The sequence below is a fragment of the Pseudomonas salicis genome, from assembly GCF_057128705.1.
The window spans coordinates 408783-426205 of the sequence record NZ_JBSKHU010000002.1 but is presented as its reverse complement, the minus strand read 5'-3'; the positions used below and the strand labels follow the sequence as shown (position 1 = coordinate 426205).

The 17423-nt window shown below is 57.2% G+C and carries 21 protein-coding genes; 13 read left to right on the top strand and 8 right to left on the bottom strand.

What is annotated here, in order from left to right; all coding sequences use genetic code 11:
• Nucleotides 1–297: 297 nt before the first annotated feature.
• From ACWKWE_RS08150 to ACWKWE_RS08140, 3 genes are all read left to right on the top strand, one after another.
• Entirely contained in the window at nt 298–459 is a 162-nt protein-coding gene (locus ACWKWE_RS08150) for a DUF892 family protein (protein ID WP_483850237.1), read from the top strand.
• 263 nt (nt 460–722) lie between these two features.
• The gene (locus ACWKWE_RS08145) at nt 723–1625 is read left to right on the top strand and encodes a manganese catalase family protein (protein ID WP_341964490.1); all 903 of its coding nucleotides are present in this window, start codon (nt 723–725) and stop codon (nt 1623–1625) included.
• Nucleotides 1626–1692: 67 nt separating this feature from the next.
• The gene (locus ACWKWE_RS08140; RefSeq protein ID WP_166596285.1) at nt 1693–1869 is read left to right on the top strand and encodes a hypothetical protein; all 177 of its coding nucleotides are present in this window, start codon (nt 1693–1695) and stop codon (nt 1867–1869) included.
• A 141-nt stretch (nt 1870–2010) separates the two neighbouring features.
• Here ACWKWE_RS08140 and ACWKWE_RS08135 read toward each other — a convergent pair whose 3' ends face one another.
• Nucleotides 2011–2310, bottom strand: a complete 300-nt coding sequence (locus tag ACWKWE_RS08135; RefSeq protein ID WP_483850236.1) for an RcnB family protein — start codon at nt 2308–2310, stop codon at nt 2011–2013.
• 106 nt (nt 2311–2416) lie between these two features.
• Nucleotides 2417–2557, bottom strand: a complete 141-nt coding sequence (locus tag ACWKWE_RS08130) for a hypothetical protein (RefSeq protein ID WP_166596287.1) — start codon at nt 2555–2557, stop codon at nt 2417–2419.
• Between the two features lie 95 nt (nt 2558–2652).
• Between ACWKWE_RS08130 and ACWKWE_RS08125 the strand changes: the two genes are divergently transcribed.
• Nucleotides 2653–3279, top strand: coding sequence for a Gfo/Idh/MocA family protein (locus tag ACWKWE_RS08125; protein WP_483850468.1), 627 nt, complete (start codon nt 2653–2655; stop codon nt 3277–3279).
• Between the two features lie 261 nt (nt 3280–3540).
• Here ACWKWE_RS08125 and ACWKWE_RS08120 read toward each other — a convergent pair whose 3' ends face one another.
• From ACWKWE_RS08120 to ACWKWE_RS08105, 4 genes are read right to left on the bottom strand one after another with little or no spacing between them, the layout of a single operon-like run.
• Nucleotides 3541–4065 (bottom strand): hypothetical protein, encoded by a 525-nt coding sequence (locus ACWKWE_RS08120; RefSeq protein WP_483850235.1) that lies wholly within the window; start codon nt 4063–4065, stop codon nt 3541–3543.
• A gap of 39 nt (nt 4066–4104) precedes the next feature.
• Nucleotides 4105–4689 (bottom strand): LOG family protein, encoded by a 585-nt coding sequence (locus ACWKWE_RS08115; RefSeq protein WP_483850234.1) that lies wholly within the window; start codon nt 4687–4689, stop codon nt 4105–4107.
• A 56-nt stretch (nt 4690–4745) separates the two neighbouring features.
• Nucleotides 4746–6164 carry a MocR-like pyridoxine biosynthesis transcription factor PdxR gene (pdxR, locus tag ACWKWE_RS08110; RefSeq protein WP_483850233.1) on the bottom strand — a complete coding sequence of 473 codons (1419 nt, stop codon included), beginning with the start codon at nt 6162–6164 and terminating at the stop codon, nt 4746–4748.
• Nucleotides 6165–6174: 10 nt separating this feature from the next.
• Nucleotides 6175–6789 (bottom strand): FMN-dependent NADH-azoreductase, encoded by a 615-nt coding sequence (locus tag ACWKWE_RS08105; protein ID WP_483850232.1) that lies wholly within the window; start codon nt 6787–6789, stop codon nt 6175–6177.
• 215 nt (nt 6790–7004) lie between these two features.
• Between ACWKWE_RS08105 and ACWKWE_RS08100 the strand changes: the two genes are divergently transcribed.
• A complete protein-coding gene (locus ACWKWE_RS08100; protein WP_483850231.1) occupies nt 7005–7451 on the top strand; it encodes a carboxymuconolactone decarboxylase family protein in 447 nt (148 codons plus the stop codon).
• Between the two features lie 76 nt (nt 7452–7527).
• The gene (locus tag ACWKWE_RS08095) at nt 7528–7848 is read left to right on the top strand and encodes a DMT family transporter (protein ID WP_483850230.1); all 321 of its coding nucleotides are present in this window, start codon (nt 7528–7530) and stop codon (nt 7846–7848) included.
• 196 nt (nt 7849–8044) lie between these two features.
• On the opposite strand, the gene ACWKWE_RS08090 is transcribed toward ACWKWE_RS08095, so the two are convergent.
• Nucleotides 8045–9010, bottom strand: a complete 966-nt coding sequence (locus ACWKWE_RS08090) for a GlxA family transcriptional regulator (RefSeq protein WP_483850229.1) — start codon at nt 9008–9010, stop codon at nt 8045–8047.
• Between the two features lie 191 nt (nt 9011–9201).
• Between ACWKWE_RS08090 and ACWKWE_RS08085 the strand changes: the two genes are divergently transcribed.
• From ACWKWE_RS08085 to ACWKWE_RS08055, 7 genes are all read left to right on the top strand, one after another.
• Entirely contained in the window at nt 9202–9843 is a 642-nt protein-coding gene (locus ACWKWE_RS08085; protein ID WP_483850228.1) for an HD domain-containing protein, read from the top strand.
• 303 nt (nt 9844–10146) lie between these two features.
• Nucleotides 10147–11652, top strand: a complete 1506-nt coding sequence (locus ACWKWE_RS08080) for a hypothetical protein (protein WP_483850227.1) — start codon at nt 10147–10149, stop codon at nt 11650–11652.
• Nucleotides 11653–11785: 133 nt separating this feature from the next.
• The gene (locus ACWKWE_RS08075; RefSeq protein ID WP_483850226.1) at nt 11786–12775 is read left to right on the top strand and encodes a peptidoglycan-binding protein; all 990 of its coding nucleotides are present in this window, start codon (nt 11786–11788) and stop codon (nt 12773–12775) included.
• A gap of 26 nt (nt 12776–12801) precedes the next feature.
• Nucleotides 12802–13686, top strand: a complete 885-nt coding sequence (locus ACWKWE_RS08070) for a hypothetical protein (protein WP_483850225.1) — start codon at nt 12802–12804, stop codon at nt 13684–13686.
• A 116-nt stretch (nt 13687–13802) separates the two neighbouring features.
• On the top strand, nt 13803–14333 hold the full coding sequence (locus tag ACWKWE_RS08065) for a cytochrome b (RefSeq protein ID WP_483850224.1): 531 nt from the start codon (nt 13803–13805) through the stop codon (nt 14331–14333).
• A gap of 120 nt (nt 14334–14453) precedes the next feature.
• A complete protein-coding gene (locus ACWKWE_RS08060; protein ID WP_483850223.1) occupies nt 14454–15551 on the top strand; it encodes a glycosyltransferase family 4 protein in 1098 nt (365 codons plus the stop codon).
• Complete coding sequence (locus ACWKWE_RS08055) at nt 15544–16584, top strand: hypothetical protein (protein ID WP_166596289.1); 1041 nt, start codon at nt 15544–15546, stop codon at nt 16582–16584. Before ACWKWE_RS08060 ends, ACWKWE_RS08055 begins: the two co-directional genes overlap by 8 nt.
• Here ACWKWE_RS08055 and ACWKWE_RS08050 read toward each other — a convergent pair.
• Nucleotides 16565–17407: a glycosyltransferase family 2 protein gene (locus ACWKWE_RS08050; protein ID WP_483850222.1), complete on the bottom strand. Its 843-nt coding sequence runs from the start codon at nt 17405–17407 to the stop codon at nt 16565–16567. The two genes, ACWKWE_RS08055 and ACWKWE_RS08050, sit on opposite strands and share 20 nt — an antisense overlap.
• Between the last annotated feature and the right edge of the window lie 16 nt (nt 17408–17423).

Sequence of the window (17423 nt, the reverse complement as noted above, 5' to 3'; positions counted from 1 at the left end):
CGCCCCTGCGCTTGTGAGTGATGACCATCACCAACGTTCACCCTATTTCGTCAATGGTAAGTTTATAGGGCACTTTTAACCACTGGTCGGTAACACCTTTAGTTTCCAGAACGTCCGTCGTTTTTGTCAGGTCGATTAATTAACAGGGCGCAGGATTCATCGCGGCTCCTTTTCACAACGACATTCAGTAAGAGGGCTTAGTCATGGCTGAAACCACTGTGGATGATCTGTTTATTCATGAACTTCCAGCGTCTATAGCGCAGAAATGCAGGTCACCAGGCTACGGCATTGATCGCCATGGCAGAGCACCTCGGAATGACTGAGGTGGCGGGCCTTTTAACCGAGACGTTGGCGGAAGAAAAAGCAGTCGACCAAGAGTTTTTGGCCATTGCTGAGAAGGGCCGGAATCAAGCCGCCAACCTGACAAAAATGATCTTATTACAGCCCCACCGCAACTGAGTACTTTGCAACTTACTGAACTATCCAATCAGATTGACATTGATTAAGTGAATGGCGGTCTGTTTGGATGGATGTCGATAGTGAGGTGCAGAGCCTACTGCCGCTGGTCGATAGAGACTGTTATTTCGATGGATTGCTAATGGGGATGCGAGTCCTCGTTATGCGTTGTAAGCGTTGCCCGATGTAGATTTACAAAAAAAACCGTGAGCGATTTTGAATCGAAAGATCTTTTTCGCTAAAAAGCTATGGATGGGAGAAATATCATGTTCTTACATAACAAACGACTTCAATATACGGTACGTGTTGCTGAACCCAACCCTGGTTTGGCCAACCTGCTGCTGGAGCAATTTGGCGGCGCTCAGGGCGAATTGGCCGCTGCGGCGCGATATTTCACACAGGCGTTGGCGGAAGAAGATCCAGGCCGTAAGGATCTGTTGCTGGACATCGCCACTGAAGAGCTCAGTCACCTTGAAATCATCGGCTCCATTATTGTGATGCTGAACAAGGGCGGCAAAGGCAAGCTGGCCGAGGGCGTCCAGGCTGAGGGTGAGCTGTACCGGGACATCAATGGTGCTGGCAACGACTCGCACATCACCAGCCTGCTGTACGGTGGAGGCGCGCCGCTGGTGAACTCCGCAGGGGTGCCCTGGACAGCGGCGTACATCGATACCATCGGTGAACCCACCGCAGACTTTCGCTCCAACATCGCAGCCGAGGCGCGGGCGAAGATCGTCTATGAACGATTGATCAACGTCACCACCGATCCGGGCATCAAAGAAGCGCTGGGCTTTTTGATGACGAGGGAAATCGCCCACCAGCTGTCGTTTGAAAAAGCGCTGCATTCGATTCAGCCGAACTTTCCGCAGGGCAAGCTCCCCGGCATGCCTGAATTCAGCCGCACCTACTTCAGCATGTCCAACGGCGAGCCGAATGTGCGCGGGCCCTGGAACAGCGATGCGGAATTCGAGTATGTCGAGAACCCCCATCCAGCGGTCGATGGTGGGGATGGCACGGCGACGGTTGAGCTCAGTGAAGATGATTCGGTGACCCTGACCATGCTCAAGGAGCGTACCAAGTCCGATCTCGCCTCTGACCCTGTAACAGGTGCAGATCTGGGTTCTGGCTTGGGTCAGGGATCTGAGAAAGATATCGACCCAGCGCTATAAGCGCTGAAAAGACGGCAGCAGCAGTGGTTGCTGCCGGCCTCTTGACTGCTTCGATCAGGAAAAAATCATGGCCATTGAATCTGGAAGTTCATCCATCAAAGCTCAAGGTGTCGAAGCGCTCATATCCAGCGAGTTGGGTCGCTGCGCCCGCAGTTTTGAATCTCAGGCCAACGCCAGTGTACGTGGCTTGCACACCGCTTTATTTGTTCACCGCTTCAAACGAGGATTGCTTGGCCGGTCGTAGCCTGAGCCAAGCGTTTTTGCCCGTGTCATGCACGGGCTTTTTTTGCTGAGCGAGCCTCGTTGTAAAGCGCTGCAAGTCCGCCCACCCAGCTCAGTCGCCACACGAAGACGCGTTAGAAACGCGTGCTTGCGTACCATCTCTTCATCTGTCCACCATCTCCTTGATGGTGCCCGTAGGGACACTGATCAACGCATATTTGCCTTTGATCTGCACCCATTGCTCGTGTTCGGATGGCGCTTTCAGGTGCCGGCTTTTCCAGTCTTTGACCTCCATACTTTCACGCTGGTACTCATCGGGCACGGGATCGCCAACTTTGTATTCCCTGTCCCCGGTTCCAGGACGATTCAGCGTAACGCTAGGATCATCATCCGCGTAAGAAACGCTCGAAACTGCGCAAAACAGGGTGAGAGCCAAAGCAGCGATGGGTCGTTTGGACGGCATAAGTGATTCCTTTGGTGGATGTATCTTAGATGGGTGCATTCTGAAGAGGTAAGCGCTGAGTGTCCGTGCTCCCACATTGAAAGTGAGCAACAGCACACAGCAGGGGTTAGCGGTACAGAGTTGAGGCGGCCTCGACCATCAACAGGGTCACGCCGACGCAGAAAATCACCATTCCCAACATCAGCCTTGGGCGGGAAATAAAGCTGGCCGCAGCTCTGGAATTTTTAAAGTCATCCATGGTTTGCATGAGGTGTGCTCCACCTGATCGGATGCAGGAATACTCGAACGTAGTCAGGAAGCCCTGGTGTTCAGTCAGTCAATAAAGTTGATCGACTCGGCGCGATATCGTTCCGAGCAAAAGATCACCGCTCGCAACACGGCTTTGCCGCCGGGCCGGTCTTGGATATGGGGCCGTATCCGCTAAATATGGTGCGCCAGCTCTTCAATTCAGAACCCATTGAGGTGATGGCCCTGGGAGCGAATACCCCAGGTTCAGTGTTGGACTCATGGGACACTGTGACGGTCTCGCTACGATTCCCGGAAGACCGGCTTGCACATTTCACGGTGAGCTACAGCCTTCCCGACACTGAGCGATTTCAATTGGTGTGCACCCATGGCGAGATCGAAGCGTCACCATGCTTCGGCTACGGGGAGGGGGTTGCGATAACCTATCGAGCTACCCTAGACGGTAAAACTCAAGAGCACGTACATCCTGTGGTCGACCAGTTCGCAGGGGAGACTGCGTACTTCTCCAGCTGCATTCTCAATGATCAGGCACCTGAACCTGACGGTGAAGAAGGATGGCGGGATGTCAGAGTCGCGATGGCCATCGAGCGGGCTCTCAAAACAGGGCAGCGGCAGAGTCTGGAGCCTCTGGCTGCCCGTCGTCCGCCCTCCGTCACGCAGTGCAGAAAACTTGCTTTGGCTAACGTACCGCCGTTTGTAAACACTGAGTCGCCTACTGAGTGACGGCGAGGTCGATGTGCACGTTAAGCTGCTTGGCCGACAATCTCTCTACCAAATACCCATCCTGATGTAACGCATTCAGTCCCGACTCAGGCACGTCTCCCGACGTGCTTTGAGCCTTGGCAATCTCTCAGCTCGCAGCTTAATACATGTAACTGGGCCTTGAGAGGGTGTCGCGTGTACCGATATAGAGAGAGTCGGCCAGGACCTTAGCGTCGTCAGGTTTTTCCAACATGCCCACATCTATCAATGCCTTCAGTGGCATCAGGCTCTAATGTCTATCCCACCCCCATGAGTGCCATCTCGGCCTTGCTGTGACTTTGCATAGTCGTCAAGGTTTTGAAGCACATACACCGTCTTGATGTAATCCGGGACCACCTGAAAGCCGTAGTGATCGTTGTTTACGCTTGCTGTTCGGAGAAAGGCGATACGTGCCGCGAAATAATCAAGTGCATTCATCTTCAAGTCTGGCGCACTCGGATTGCCTACTGAGTCAAGGTCGGTGCCTGCAGAGATGAGCAAGTTGGCGGTCGTTTTGTCGATCAGCCCCAAGGCATAAAGATTTTTGCTCACGAGCCCCATTTCTGACGGTGTAATTGAGGTCATGTCGAAAGCTGAAAAACTGGCTCCCAATCCGGCTTTGTCGAGTGCTTCCGTGTCCAGAACGTCTTTGTTTTCTCCCATCTCCTGCAGCACTTGATTGGTTAAATAAGCGCTGAGTTTCGGGGGCGCATTCTTTTCATTACGAATAGTGACCGCATTGAGCTGCGGTCCTACTGACATGTTCATCTGGCGATCCCATAACTGATCAGTGAGCTGCCGGTTCTTTTAAGGTTGGGGAGCAATCCACTTGCCCGTGACCGGCGGTTGCCAGTGAAGGAGGGCATCAAGGAGTTCCGCGGGCCCCTTATCGAAGAGGAGCATGTCGCGATGCTCGATTTTCATGAAGCCTTCATCCACCGCGTGGTCCAGTAGGTGTCGGACGGGCTCGAAAAACCGATTGATGTTGAGGCAACCGACGCCTTTGCGGTGCTCTCCCAGCTGCGTCAGGGTCGCCACCTCGAACAATTCCTCGAAAGTGCCCAGACCTCCCGGTAGCGCGATAAAAGCATCAGCGTATTCGCTCATGCGTGCTTTTCGACTGCGCATATCCGGTGTCACTTCGTGATGCGTCAGACCTGTATGCAGATGACCCAAATCGTGGAGCAGGTGAGTAATGATCCCAATCACCTCACCACCCTCGGCGAGTACACTGTCAGCGACCACACCCATCAATCCTTTGTCGCTACCCCCGTAGATCAGGCGCAGCCCTCGGCGGGCTATTTCTCGCCCCAATGCCTGGGCGCCTTTGGTATAGGCCGGATGAAAGCCAAAGTTCGAGCCAGAAAAAACTGCAATGTTCTGGAAGCTCATATCTACCCTCGATAAATTCAACCCGCGCTCTACCCGCGCAGATAAAGAAGTCAACGTCACAAAAACTGCAGTATTCGCCTCCCTAGAAGTTCTGCGTCTTGCTCGGTCGGGATGTTCGCGAAACCCAGCAGAAGACCCAGACTGCCGTTATGTTCGATATACCAGTCGCTCATGGCTTCCGCGTAAATGCCAGCATGATTCAGTTGCTTCGCGAGCGCCGAGTCGTCCCGGTGTTCGGGCAGACGCAGAATCAGGTGCATGCCGCCCGGCTGCTGATCGATATTCACATGAGGGTCGAGAGCCCTGCGCAAGCCTTCAATCGTGGCTCTGCGGCGTTCGCTGTACAAACTGCGCATGCGCTGGATATGTCGCGAGAAGTGTCCTTCGCTCATGAACGTCGCGACGATGGCTTGAGTCAGTTCAGGGCAGCTCCCGAGAAAGACCTCGCCAATGTGTTCGAATCGTTTTACTTGGGTATTTGGCACGACCAGATAGCCGATACGGATGCCCGGAAACAGAACCTTGCTGAATGTGCCCGCATAGATCACGCGCCCCGCACGGTCCAGACTCTTGAGTGCCGGCAGCGGCCGGCTGACATAACGGTATTCACCGTCGTAGTCATCCTCGATGATCCACGCCTGTGTGCGATTGGCCCATTCCAGTAGGGCCATGCGCCTTGGCAACGAGAGCGATATACACAGTGGACTTTGATGCGCGGGAGTGACCACCGCCGCCCGTGCACCCGCCGCAAGTTGCGAGATCTGCGCGACATGCAGACCTTCGCCATCGACTTGAACGGGCACGCTTTGCATACCCAGATGCTTCAACAGTTGGCGCGTCGGGACATAGCCTGGGTCCTCGATAATGACTCGGTCACCCGGTTCGAGGAGGGCGTGGGCAATCAACGTCATCGCATTTCGATAGCCAGAGGTGATGAATACTTGGTCGGGCGTGCAATGGATTCCACGCGCCACTTGCAGATAGCGGGCAATTTCCATGCGCAGTGAAGGCAATCCGTACAACGACGGATTCGCCATATCCTGTACACGGGTAGCGCGTACGCAACGCGCGCTCAGTTGCGCCCAAAGCTTACGAGGAAACGCGTCCAGTGCTGGCAGTGCCATCTGGAATGGCAGTACTGTCGGCGTATTCCTGATCGTCGATAACTCGCCGAGCGTCGCCTTGTGAGATACCACGCCGTCAAGTCCTGTCGGGTAGATGCCTTCGGCAACCACTGTGCCCGCCTGGCCGCGGGACTGCAGATAACCTTCAGCGGTGAGTAATCCATAGGCGCTGTCCACCGTTCCCCTTGCCAAGCCCAATTCCTTTGCCAACGCCCGGGCCGCTGGCACCCGCTCGCCCGGCTGTAACACACCGTCGGCAATCGCTGCGCGCACACGCCAGTAGATCTGCCGATAAATGGGTTCGGTCGACGAAGGATCCAGTGGTGAGAAGCGCTGGGCTGATTGGCTCATGATCGGGGTATCAGGCTGGGGTAGACGTAAAGAAATGTAGCTGCAGCGCTCTTTCTGCGCCGTTTCGGGCGTCGTTGAGCGCCTCTGGCCCCATGGCAGTACCTTCAGCGGCGAAGAAATGCAGGTCGTGCAGACCGATCATGTTCAGCACTGAGCGCAAGTAAGGCCTCAGGAAATCCGGCTGGCGTGCCCGCTCCCCGGAAAAGTGTCCGCCCGCCGCGATGGCAATGAACACTGGCCGGTCAGTCAATAACCCGCTTTTTCCGTTGGGCCCGATATTGAAGGTACGACGGACGCGGGCAATATGATCAATCCAGGCTTTGAGTGCCGAGGGCAGGGAAAAATTATGCATAGGCGTGCTGATCACCAGCATGTCAGCCTGCTCAAGTTCTTTGATCAGGGCATCGGATAGGGCTGTCGACCCTTCTGCCGCCACGTCACTGGAGGCTTGTTGGGACGCTGCATAATGGGCGTCAACGTGAGGAATGGTATTGCCGCCTATCAATCGGGTAATGACCCGTGCTGCCGGATGGTCTAGCAGTAATTGATCGAGAATGGCATGAGCTAACCTGGAGCTCTCCGATGCTGGGCCACGTGAGCTGCAACTGATATGCAAGATGTTCATCGTCGATTCGAACTCGTGGGGGACGGGAAGAGCACGCACTGTACGAAGTGCTCGACCCACTCTGAAGGTCCATGAATCGACATCCGCACTGGTCCATAGACAGGTAGACATTGATCATCATGGACTCATGTAAAAGACGTTTCTTGGCTCTTCTGAGCTGTGCCAAGCGAGTCCACGATGGGCCTCCCTGATTTGGCTCACGACGAGGATTCATGATGAGCGACCGTATCGATTACTCCCTGGCATCGCCCGAAGGTTACAAGGCATTCGGGGGCGTCTACGTCACATTGCAGAAGTGCGGGTTGTCCGAAGAATTGATTGACCTTGTTTACCTGCGAGTGTCGCAGATCAATGGATGCGCGTTCTGCATCGACATGCATTCCCGCGATCTGCAGAAGCTGGGTGTCAGCGCCGAAAAGCTGCTGCTGGTCCCGGTCTGGCCTGAGTCTGGCAAGCTGTTCAATCAGCGTGAGCGCGTGGCCCTGGCTTGGGCGGAGAGTGTGACGCGCGTCGCCGAAACGGGTGTGCCGGAAGCCGACTATCAGGCAGCCCTCGCCGAGTTTGGCGAAAAAGGTATTGCTGATCTGACCTATGCCATCGGGCTGATGAACGCCTTCAACCGTTTCGGTGTGTCGTTTCGGCGTCGACCGGCCAATGCCTGACCTAAACCGGGTTTAACCCTCTTCAACGATACGTTGGGCTCATCAGCCTGGCGTATCCGTCAACCGGTGATCGAATATGGCATGGGTACTATTGAGCCTTGCGGGGGTGCTGGAAATCGTGTTCGCGCTGAGCATGAAGCTGTCCGAAGGTTTCAGCCGAATCGGACCTACGGTGTTTACAATCGTCAGTGGATTGACGAGTGTGGTCTTGCTGTCGCTGGCGCTGCGCAGTTTACCGGTGGGCACTGGTTATGCAGTCTGGACTGGAATTGGCGCTGCCGGTACTGCCGTGTTTGGCATCCTGTTGCTTGGCGATAGCATGGCTCCGGCACGCGTTCTGTGCATCGTCCTGATTTTGGCTGGCGTCATTGGCCTGAAGCTCGTTTCTGCTGGATGAAGCAAATTTCTTCGCACTGCCTGTGATTTTCCGACACGCCCTGAGCCTCTAATGCCCCGGCGTGTCGAGGGTCGTGGTCTCCGCGCTTGAGAACATCAGTTCCCTCTCAACTCCCCTCTATGGCTTTCACCAAGGTGCACTGGATCGACTAAGCGACTGGTCGCCCGAGTACCTGTAAAAGCCTCCCGCACCCGGCTCAGATCATCACCGCAAAATGCGACCTGAACTGCTGTGGCGTCACCCCCAACCTGCGATTGAAGACGTTGCGCATATGCTGGGCGTCGCGAAACCCGCACTGGTACGCGACGGTCTTGAGCGGCACGCTGGTGCTCTGCAGAATCACCCGGGCTGCATCCACCCGCGCACGTTCAACAAATTCCGCCGGGGTAATTTTCGCTTCTTTGGTGAAGACTCTTGAGAAGTTACGCACACTCATTTTTGCGGCGTTGGCCAAGTAGGCAATGGTCAAGTCACCCGTCAGGTTAGCGAGGACGTAGTTCTTCACCATGGTCACTGACGAGGTTGGTTCGGCGTGAGGCGTCAGGAAAGGGCTGAATTGTGACTGGCCACCGGAGCGCTGGGTAAACACCACCAAGTGTTTGGCCACGCTCAGCGCCACGTCAGGACCATGATCGCGGCTGAGCATGTACAACGACAGATCAATACCCGCCGTGACCCCGGCAGAGGTATAGAGCTCACCGTCTTGAACGTAGAGCCGGTCGGCTTCCACTTGCGTCGACGGACACAGTGTCGCCAGCGTCGCCGCGTCGTCCCAATGGGTCGTCACCGTGCGCCCGTCCAACAGCCCCGCACGCCCAAGTACGAAGGCGCCACTGCAGATCGAGCCAAACCGACGCGCACGCATAGCGGCATCGCGTAGCCAGGCGTGGAAGGTCGGGCCGAAATCCATGAGTGGCACCTGAGGGCCGCCAGCCACCAACAGCAGGTCATAAGCCTGCAGTGCTTCAGTGAAATACCGATGAGCATTCAGCTTGAGGCCATTGGAACAGGTCAACACTCCATGCTCGATGCCAACGACATCTAGCTGGTAATGGTCCTCTAGGGGGAGGAACCGATTAGCTTCTGCGAACACATCCATAGGCCCGGTGACATCCAGAGACCGAACGCCCGTGAAGGCGACAATGGCGACGGTTTTTTGCATGGCCGGGACTCGCCTCTAACGGGGTGAAAATTGCGTGCACCCTAACGAATCGAGCACCAACAAGCGAGACTGGCGTGATATCGCTGTTGATTGGCCGGGATCGAAGGTACGGGCAGATTGTTCAACTTTTGAGGGGCGAACACACTTGAATCCTCAACGCCGCCCTCGGCGTTCGCCACGAGGAAGTCCCCATGAGCACTAGCATTGCTGGCATCAAAATTCCTGATAGCGCTTTGGCGAAAGCCGCCACCGAGTACATCCGCGACATCGAATCAGATCTGCTGTACCACCATTCACGCCGCGTGTTTCTGTTCGGCGCGCTGAGCGGCGAGCGCACTCAACGGGCGTACAACCCAGAATTACTCTACATCGGTGCAATGTTCCATGACCTCGGTCTCGTGGAAGGTTATCGCACTGACAATGAGCGCTTTGAAGTGGACGGCGCTAATGCCGCCGCTGCGTTTCTCAAACCTTACGGTTTTAATGCTTACGACATCGAGCAGGTGTGGCTCTCTATTGCCCTGCACGCTACGCCCGGCATCCCGCATCACCTGAGCCCGACGGTAGCACTGGTGACAGTTGGCGTGGAAATGGACTCCTTGGGCATAGGCTACGAGACGTTTCCCGACGTGCAACGCGAAGCAGTGGTCCATGCGCATCCTCGCGGAGAGGGTTTCAAGGAGTGCGTGCTCTGCGCTTTTGCCGACGGCACGCGTCATCGTCCGGATACCGCTTTCGCCAATGTCATGAGCGATGTGTTGGTGGAGAAGGACCCTGGATTCAAACCGACTAATTTCGTCGAGATACTTCGTAAGTCACCGTGGGCATCCTGAATCCCATAATTGAATGATCGCCGCCTGCGACGCTTCCGATAGAACGCCGTCGCAGGTTGTCGACTGCCTGCAAGGCCCGCCGAGACCCGGTAATTCTGATTCGTTATAAAAATCCCGGTTGTAGAAATTTAATACCCAGGCACCATTTTTGCGACTACCTACAATGGACGGTTGAAAGCACAATCCATGCTTTGAATGCGCCTTTTCTGTGGCCGGTTCTTGTTCAGCAGTTGCCTGGATGTTTAACCCTTGAAACACGCGCGAAGCCATTGTTCATGAGTGGCGCTCGCTGAGGGCAACGGAATGACTGACAACACCGCGGATCGGCTGTGGAAGATTTTCACTGGGCCGCTCAAGTTACTCGGTTACGGGCTATCGATTTTTCTCGTCTTTTTTGCACTTAAAACCACCGGTCTGTTTTCCGAGATCGCGGGTTTTTTTTCCTTTCCGGACAGCAAATCACGTATCGCCACACTGGTGTTTTTGGTCGGGTTGAGCTTTGCAGCATTCCTGTGGTGGCTGTGCTCACGGCACTTCGCTTTGATACGGAGCATGTCGTCCTCTGACGCGGCGACCGTACTCGACAATTTGAAAGACACGCCGATGGCATTGCCCGAAGGAACGGTGCGCGCAGTGATCGCACTGATCGTTGGCGTCGTTGGCCTGCCATTGCTCATGTTCACCGATGTCTTGAACTTAAGCAGTGCCATTGCGGGGTATGTGAATGGCATCATCATCGGTGTTTTCTCCTATTACTTCGGCTCGCGTACCAGCGGTGCGGATGCCCAGACCACTCGCAAGACAGTCAAGTTGCTGGGTGATGCTGAAGAGAGTAAACGCAAGCTTGAAACACAAGTCAGCGTATTGGGCGGTCAAGTGGATGATGCTCAAAGCGCACTGCTGACAACGGAAACGCGTGCCACGTTGGTCGATGATGTGCAGCGACTTCAGGAACATGTGTCCGGCGCACAAGTGCTGATTGAAACGCTCGGGCCGGTGTTGCCCAAAGGATTGATTCCTCAAGGCGCAGCCGAGGCGTTGCAAAAGGCGAAGCTGACTTTGGGGGCTGTCCAAGGACTGGGTGACGTCGGAGCCACGCCCGAAACATTGAAGCAAGTGTCTGATGCCGCCGAAGGGTTATTTGGAAGGTCCCCGGTGGTGGAGCTCATGAAGTCTGCGGCCACCGTGATGCCGTTGGTGAGTGGGTTGCCACCCGCTGCCGTGGTTGCATTGGCGCTGGGTACGGCTTGGCAATTGGGCTCGGACCCATACCGTCGCTGGGTAGCCCGAGTGCTGAACGCGCCTTACGATCCCCAGCTCATCAGTCAGGGACAAGTGTCGTCGACGTCTGCTGCCATCGCACTTGAGCAATGTCCGATATTTAAACGCGCATTTAGCGCGCAACTATCGCAGCCAGACTTCGTCAGTGATCTCTTGACGCACGTTTTGAGCGATGAGGGTGCTGATTATCTATGGGCGAAATATGGCAAGGATGCAGATCGTTTTGCCAGCCGCGGTGAACTGGAAAATGGATTGCTGGAGCTTCGCAACATGCTTTTGTGGGAGCAATCGTCGAACGACCTCACGTCCGAACAGATCCAGAAAGCACTGGCGCCGCTGGCGGGTACGGCCCTCGCTCCCGGTGAGATGCCTAGCCTGGACACCGTTAACGACGTCTTCAAAAAAATAGGGCAATTGAGCCCCAAAGATGAGCCGCGTATCGCAATGGAGGCCCTCATCCTGTGGGTGGGTTACATGCGAAAAATAAAGCAGGACCCTATGTCTTTGATCGCACGTCTCTGGCGGTAGCGCCTGGCGGGCGATGCTTGGGCCGAGGCGCGACCAGCCGGTATCAACGGTGAGCAAAACCTGACCCTGGGGCGTGTGTCGCACGATGCCGACCTGACGTGTCATGTGATTGATAACTGTAAGGAGTGAGGACATGGATCTTTTCAGCGATCTATCATTCGCCTTTCCACTGATGCGAGGTCTTGACGTGCGTGCCGTGCAGCTGTCACTCGCCCGCGCCAAGTTGCTGAGTGGTCCGGCGGATGGTGTGTTCGGTCCGACCACTGCACTCGCTGTACGCCAGTTTCAGCAAGCGCATGGGCTCAAGGAAGATGGCATCGTTGGCCGCAATACCTGGAGCTTGTTGTTCTCGGATAAAGCCGCCGGCACTGTGTTGGCCGCTAACGTCAACGTACCTGCGCCGAGCATTATTTCAAGTTCGTGGGAAACGGGGCTCGAACCCTACAGAGCAAGACTGGCGGAGCTTCATGGGGCGCCGATCGGAGACGGGGATGCGCGCTGGCAACTCACAAAAGCTGGGGTGGCGGTGGATGGAAAGCTGCCACGTACAGCTGGGGAGCCCAAGACGGTCGCCAAGACATGGACGAACTATCGCGCCTCTTTCGAGAAGTGCGCCGCAGCCTATGGCATACCGGTGGAGCTGCTCGTCGCAACGGCTTGCACTGAAAGTGGCGGACGCGCTGACCGCGTGCGAGAAGAACCGAAATATGTCAGCGATGCCGCTACGCCCGACAAGGTTTCTCCTGGGCTGATGCAAACGCTGATATCCACGGCCCGCGCGGCCACGGGGGACAAATCACTGGACCGAGCTGCGCTGCTAGACCCCGAAACCTCAATCAGGGCGGGGGCCTGTTACATCAAGCAGCAGGGAGTTTCCGCCAGGTTGCCGACCAATGTCGACCCACCCCTCGTCGCCATCGCCTACAACGCCGGGTCGTTGCGGCCAAAACAAGAAAGTCCGTGGGGGTTGGTGCAAACGATGCGTGACGTTAATCAGCACATCTTTCATGTCGACGCCTACCTGGAGTACTTCAACGATTTCTTTGCAGTGATCGACGGCGACCCTGCCGTTGCTCCCGGTGCCAACACCCCGAGCTTTTGGCGCCTGGTGCAACTGCCGTAATTCACCCCCGGCTGAAGGAACTCACCATGGTGATGACTGACGAACAGTTGCAAGCCATTCGAGAGGAAGAGGTTTTTCGCCATCAAGTTCGCCAGGAGCTTGCGGGCCCGCCTGCCAGGAAGGGTTTTTTGGCGAGCATCTCGGCCTTTTTCGAAACGAAAGCCGGCTTCTGGTTGCTCACCACTGTTCTGGCCGGATCGACGGCCACGGCCCTGTCTGAATTTCAGCGCTATTCAAATCGAGAGGCGATCGCCCGGGCTGAGAAAGCCGAGAAAGCCCGGCGCGATATGGACACTTTGCTCAAGCTTGGCCCCATGTTGACCTCGGACAAAACGACCCAAATCAAGATGGCGATCGTTCTGCTCAACGGATTGACGGCGGACGATGCGATGGACAGTCGAATAGCGGTTCAAGTGACTTCATTGGTCAACAACACGCTTACGGACGGGCTCAAGGAGGGCGCAAGTCCCGCTGAACAGGCGCAGGCAAATGCAATCATTGCCTTTGCCGACAGCGATCGTACATCGGCGATTCGAGGGGGCGATACCAGCAGTGATTCCGCCGCGTCGACCCCTTCCCAAGGTAATCTGGCAGCCGCTATTGACGCGCAGGTGCTGCCAGCTCGTGTTTACCTGCAAATCGGCAAAAACAGCGACCGACCCAGAGCCGTTAGCGCCGCCAAGGCCATCCGCGAAGCAGGTTTGATTGCGCCAGGGATTGAGTTAGTCGCGAAACCGCCGCCAGTGAACGACCTTCGCTATTGTGAGGGAAAGGTCGATCCTTCCGCGCTTGAACAATTGGTCAATACGGTGAATGCAACGATCTCACCGGCGCCCAAGCTAGTGAAGCTCAGGCCGGAGTTGTGCACGAAGGTTCGCTTCAACCACTTTGAGGTGTGGTACGCCTCGTAGGAAGGGCAGGCCATTTATCTGATGCATATGAGCAATTATGGTGTCTGAGTCCGGTCAGAAAAGCCCCCGTGAGTTAACCTTCCGCCCTCCTGCCACCCCGAATGTCGAGATTTTTCATGGACCGATACACCGGTGTCGCTCAGACCCTGCACTGGCTGACTGTTGCGGCCTTATGTTTCCTGCTGCCATTTGTCTGGGTCGCGGAGAATTTTCCGCCGGGGCCGGTGCGGGTGTTCTGGTACATGGCCCATGAGTCGATGGGCATCAGCGTGTTTCTCATGGTGTTGATTCGCCTGACCTGGCGTTGGCGGCATCGCGCGCCCGTTTATCCAGATGACATCCAACGCGTCACCCGGATGCTCGCGGGGCTCACCCACGGTTTGCTGTACGTCGTGTTATTGGTCATGCCGGTCACGGGTTATCTGATGGCGGGCAACGGGCAGGATGTGCCGTTTTTCAGAATCCTTTCGCTGCCCGGTTTTGCCCATAACGAGCCGCTGGGCAAGTTCGGCGACACGGTGCATGTGTGGTGTCAGTTCGCGGTCTATGGGCTGATTATCCTGCACGTGGCAGGGACGGTCTGGCATGTCGCGGTGCGCCGGGATGGTCTTCTGAACCGGATGCTGCCACCTCAGCGTCGCCCTTGATGCCCAACGTTTAAGCCGGAGCAGCGGCGGTTGCGGCTCTTGCACTGATCCCGGGCAGCATTCCCGTGGAACCAATCCCGTTCTGCGTCGCCTGAATCAATAATCATCAGGAGGCGTGGCATGTGGCGCAGTGATCAGGCAAAGATTCCCCTTGTACCCTCCGCAGGCGGGCATCGGCCTCTGCGCATCGGCATTCTCACCCACATCAAATTTCCCATACGCCAGCCTTTTGCGGGCGGGCTGGAGGCGTTCACCCACGACGTGACCCTCGGTTTGCGTGCACGGGGCCACGCCGTAACCCTGTTCGCCAAAGGCGGCAGTGCGCCTGAGCTGGAGGCAGTGGCCGTTACGGATGAGGAGCAGTGCCGCCATCCCAGCCTGAGCAGCGCCTACGTCGCCGAGCATCATGCCTACCTGAAGGTGATGCAAAAGATCGACGATTACGGCTTCGACGTGATCTTCAACAACAGCCTGCATTACGTGCCGGTGACCATGGCGTCGTTGATTCGCACGCCGATGCTGACGGTCCTTCACACGCCACCGTTTTTCGAAATGATTAATGCATTGAGTGGTGATCGTCAGACCGGTCGTTTCAGCACGATGTCGGCGGCGAATGCGCGCAGCTGGCGTGATGTGGTCTCGCAGTGCGCGCTGATCCCCAACGGCATCGATTTGCAACACTGGCGGCCTGCGGGCGTGGTGGGCGAGCACGCGCTGTGGTCGGGTCGATTGGTGCCTGACAAAGGCGCGCATTTGGCCATTGATGCGGCGCGTAAAGCCGGCATCCCTTTGCGACTGGCGGGGCAGCGAGTGGACGAGCGTTATTTCAAGGAGCAGATCGAGCCTCGGTTGGGGCCGGGCGTCGAGTACCTGGGACATTTGCAGCGCACTGAACTGGCGCTCGAACTGGCGAGCGCTGCGGTGGCGCTGGTGACACCGTGCTGGGACGAGCCGTTCGGGCTGGTAGTCGCTGAGGCGCTGGCTTGCGGGACGCCGGTCGCTGCGTTCAATCGTGGCGCGATGGCTGATTTGATCAGCGACGAAGTGGGCTGTCTGGTGCCGCCCAATGACGTGGCCGCGCTGGCCGACGCCATGGTGGTCGCTCGCGGCAAATCGCGATCAGCCTGCCGGACACGGGCTGAGGCCTTGTGGAATCACGACCTGATGCTGGACCGCTACGAAGCCTTACTCACGGAAATGGCCGCGCACCATGCCTGAATCCCAAATCGGCTATTACGTCCACCATCATGGCGCGGGTCATGGCGTGCGGGCGGCGCGCATCGCAGAGGCGCTGAACGTGCCGGTGACGCTGATCGGCTCACAATTGCCTGTCGAGTTGCCCGCTGGCGTTCAGCGATTGGACCTGCCAGGCGACACGGCGGAAGGCATGACGGTCGAGCGTTTCGATGTCCTGCATTACGCGCCGCTGGTGGTGGACGGTGTGCGTGAGCGCATGGCGATGCTCGCCCAGTGGTTCGCGGCGCATTGGCCCTGCGTGCTGGTTGTCGATGTATCGGTGGAAATCGCTGTGTTCGCACGACTGTGTGCGGTTCCGGTCGTTTATGTGCGACAGCACGGCGCTCGCGAAGACGCCGCCCACCGCTTGGCCTATGAAAGCGCGAGCGCATTGTTGGCACCTTATCCCGCAGAGATGGAAGCGCTCGATACGCCACATTGGGTGCGCGAGAAAACCACCTACAGCGGCTGGCTTTCGCGATTTGCGGGCGAGCTTCCCACCGCTATAAAACGCGGCCAGGTGCTGATCATCACCGGACACGGCGGCACCGGTTTGTCGGCGCCGCTGATCGAGGCCGTGGCGCGGCAATGTCCCGAGCGAGCGTTTCGGGTCGCGGGCGGTCTGAAGCCTGGCATGCCGCTCCCGAACCTGCATTGGCTCGGACCCGTGCCTGATCCGCTGGAGGAAATGCGCAGCGCTGAAATCGTGATCGGCAGCGCCAGCGACAGTCTGGTGGGCGAAGCGGCGTCCCTCGGCTGCCGTTACATCGCAGTGGCCGAAGACCGTCCGTTTGACGAGCAACGGCATCAGGCCCGGCGCCTCAATGAATTGAATGTGGCAATTGGGCTGGAACAGGGATGGCCGCCCGCAACGGATTGGCCCGACATGTTGAATGAAGCGCTCAAGCTTGATCCAGAACGCTGGCGCGATTGGGCCGATGCAGACGCTGCGGCACGTGCCGCCCGTTTCATTGAGGGCACACTGGAACGGGTGATCAGAAGCCGAGGCGTTTAGGGTTCAGGGCCTGAGCCACCTGCTCAGCAGAGGGCATCTGAATAATCTCAACGCGTTCATCGTCCCAGCGCAGCAGGCCTCGATCCTGAAATGCGCGCAACCAGCCTTCCATGGGCCAGACACCCCAGCGGCTGTAGAAGCGCCGCGCATTGGTGACGATATCCTTGAAGTGATTCAACGGCGGGTCGTACGTGGGGTGGTATTGATGGAACGCCGTTGCCGGGTTGTCGAGCAGGGCCACACCTTCCTGACGCGCCCGGAACGCGAAGTCGGTGTCTTCGCCGCCATAGCCCGTATAGCCCGCGTCGAAACCGCCAATGCGCCCGAACGTGCTGCCGTGGCAGGCGAAATTCAGCGACCAGAACAAGTGATAGGGAAGGGCGCTGCCTGGCCCCTCACGAAACTGCGCCAGCGGATGTTCGACGCCTCGCGCGTAAAGCGCCGCTTCATCCCAACCGGAGCGATTGGCGCCCTCGGGCAGGTAGCGCACCTGGCCCATGTGCAGCGCGTCGGGGGCGCGCTCCAGCCCATCCTGGTACTGAGCCAGCAGGTCGTGTGCGGGAATGCAGTCCACGTCGAGAAAGACCCATGACGCTGCCGGGTCAATGGCCATCACGCTGTTGCGCGCCTTGGCCAATGGTAGGCCGCCGGGTTCATTCACCTGCAACGTGTGGATCGGAAACCGGTGACTGTTGAATGCACCGAGCGGCTCGTTCATGTGCACGATCCACAGGCCATCCGGGACGAGGCTGGACGATTCCAGACCCTCGATCAGATTGGCCAGATGGGTGCTTCGGCCGTGCACCAGCGTGATTACGTTCATGCGCACCTCTCAGGAT

Excerpts from the sequence above, each read along its gene's own strand:
- ACWKWE_RS08140 (WP_166596285.1), top strand. The coding sequence starts at position 1,693 with ATGGCCATTGAATCTGGAAGTTCATCCATCAAAGCTCAAGGTGTCGAA.
- ACWKWE_RS08085 (WP_483850228.1), top strand. The coding sequence starts at position 9,202 with ATGAGCACTAGCATTGCTGGCATCAAAATTCCTGATAGCGCTTTGGCG.
- ACWKWE_RS08090 (WP_483850229.1), bottom strand. The coding sequence starts at position 9,010 with ATGCAAAAAACCGTCGCCATTGTCGCCTTCACGGGCGTTCGGTCTCTG.
- ACWKWE_RS08095 (WP_483850230.1), top strand. The coding sequence starts at position 7,528 with ATGGCATGGGTACTATTGAGCCTTGCGGGGGTGCTGGAAATCGTGTTC.
- pdxR (WP_483850233.1), bottom strand. The coding sequence starts at position 6,164 with ATGAGCCAATCAGCCCAGCGCTTCTCACCACTGGATCCTTCGTCGACC.
- ACWKWE_RS08080 (WP_483850227.1), top strand. The coding sequence starts at position 10,147 with ATGACTGACAACACCGCGGATCGGCTGTGGAAGATTTTCACTGGGCCG.
- ACWKWE_RS08060 (WP_483850223.1), top strand. The coding sequence starts at position 14,454 with ATGTGGCGCAGTGATCAGGCAAAGATTCCCCTTGTACCCTCCGCAGGC.
- ACWKWE_RS08120 (WP_483850235.1), bottom strand. The coding sequence starts at position 4,065 with ATGAACATGTCAGTAGGACCGCAGCTCAATGCGGTCACTATTCGTAAT.
- ACWKWE_RS08145 (WP_341964490.1), top strand. The coding sequence starts at position 723 with ATGTTCTTACATAACAAACGACTTCAATATACGGTACGTGTTGCTGAA.
- ACWKWE_RS08055 (WP_166596289.1), top strand. The coding sequence starts at position 15,544 with ATGCCTGAATCCCAAATCGGCTATTACGTCCACCATCATGGCGCGGGT.
- ACWKWE_RS08070 (WP_483850225.1), top strand. The coding sequence starts at position 12,802 with ATGGTGATGACTGACGAACAGTTGCAAGCCATTCGAGAGGAAGAGGTT.
- ACWKWE_RS08135 (WP_483850236.1), bottom strand. The coding sequence starts at position 2,310 with ATGCCGTCCAAACGACCCATCGCTGCTTTGGCTCTCACCCTGTTTTGC.
- ACWKWE_RS08075 (WP_483850226.1), top strand. The coding sequence starts at position 11,786 with ATGGATCTTTTCAGCGATCTATCATTCGCCTTTCCACTGATGCGAGGT.
- ACWKWE_RS08100 (WP_483850231.1), top strand. The coding sequence starts at position 7,005 with ATGAGCGACCGTATCGATTACTCCCTGGCATCGCCCGAAGGTTACAAG.
- ACWKWE_RS08105 (WP_483850232.1), bottom strand. The coding sequence starts at position 6,789 with ATGAACATCTTGCATATCAGTTGCAGCTCACGTGGCCCAGCATCGGAG.
- ACWKWE_RS08065 (WP_483850224.1), top strand. The coding sequence starts at position 13,803 with ATGGACCGATACACCGGTGTCGCTCAGACCCTGCACTGGCTGACTGTT.
- ACWKWE_RS08150 (WP_483850237.1), top strand. The coding sequence starts at position 298 with ATGGCAGAGCACCTCGGAATGACTGAGGTGGCGGGCCTTTTAACCGAG.
- ACWKWE_RS08115 (WP_483850234.1), bottom strand. The coding sequence starts at position 4,689 with ATGAGCTTCCAGAACATTGCAGTTTTTTCTGGCTCGAACTTTGGCTTT.
- ACWKWE_RS08130 (WP_166596287.1), bottom strand. The coding sequence starts at position 2,557 with ATGCAAACCATGGATGACTTTAAAAATTCCAGAGCTGCGGCCAGCTTT.
- ACWKWE_RS08050 (WP_483850222.1), bottom strand. The coding sequence starts at position 17,407 with ATGAACGTAATCACGCTGGTGCACGGCCGAAGCACCCATCTGGCCAAT.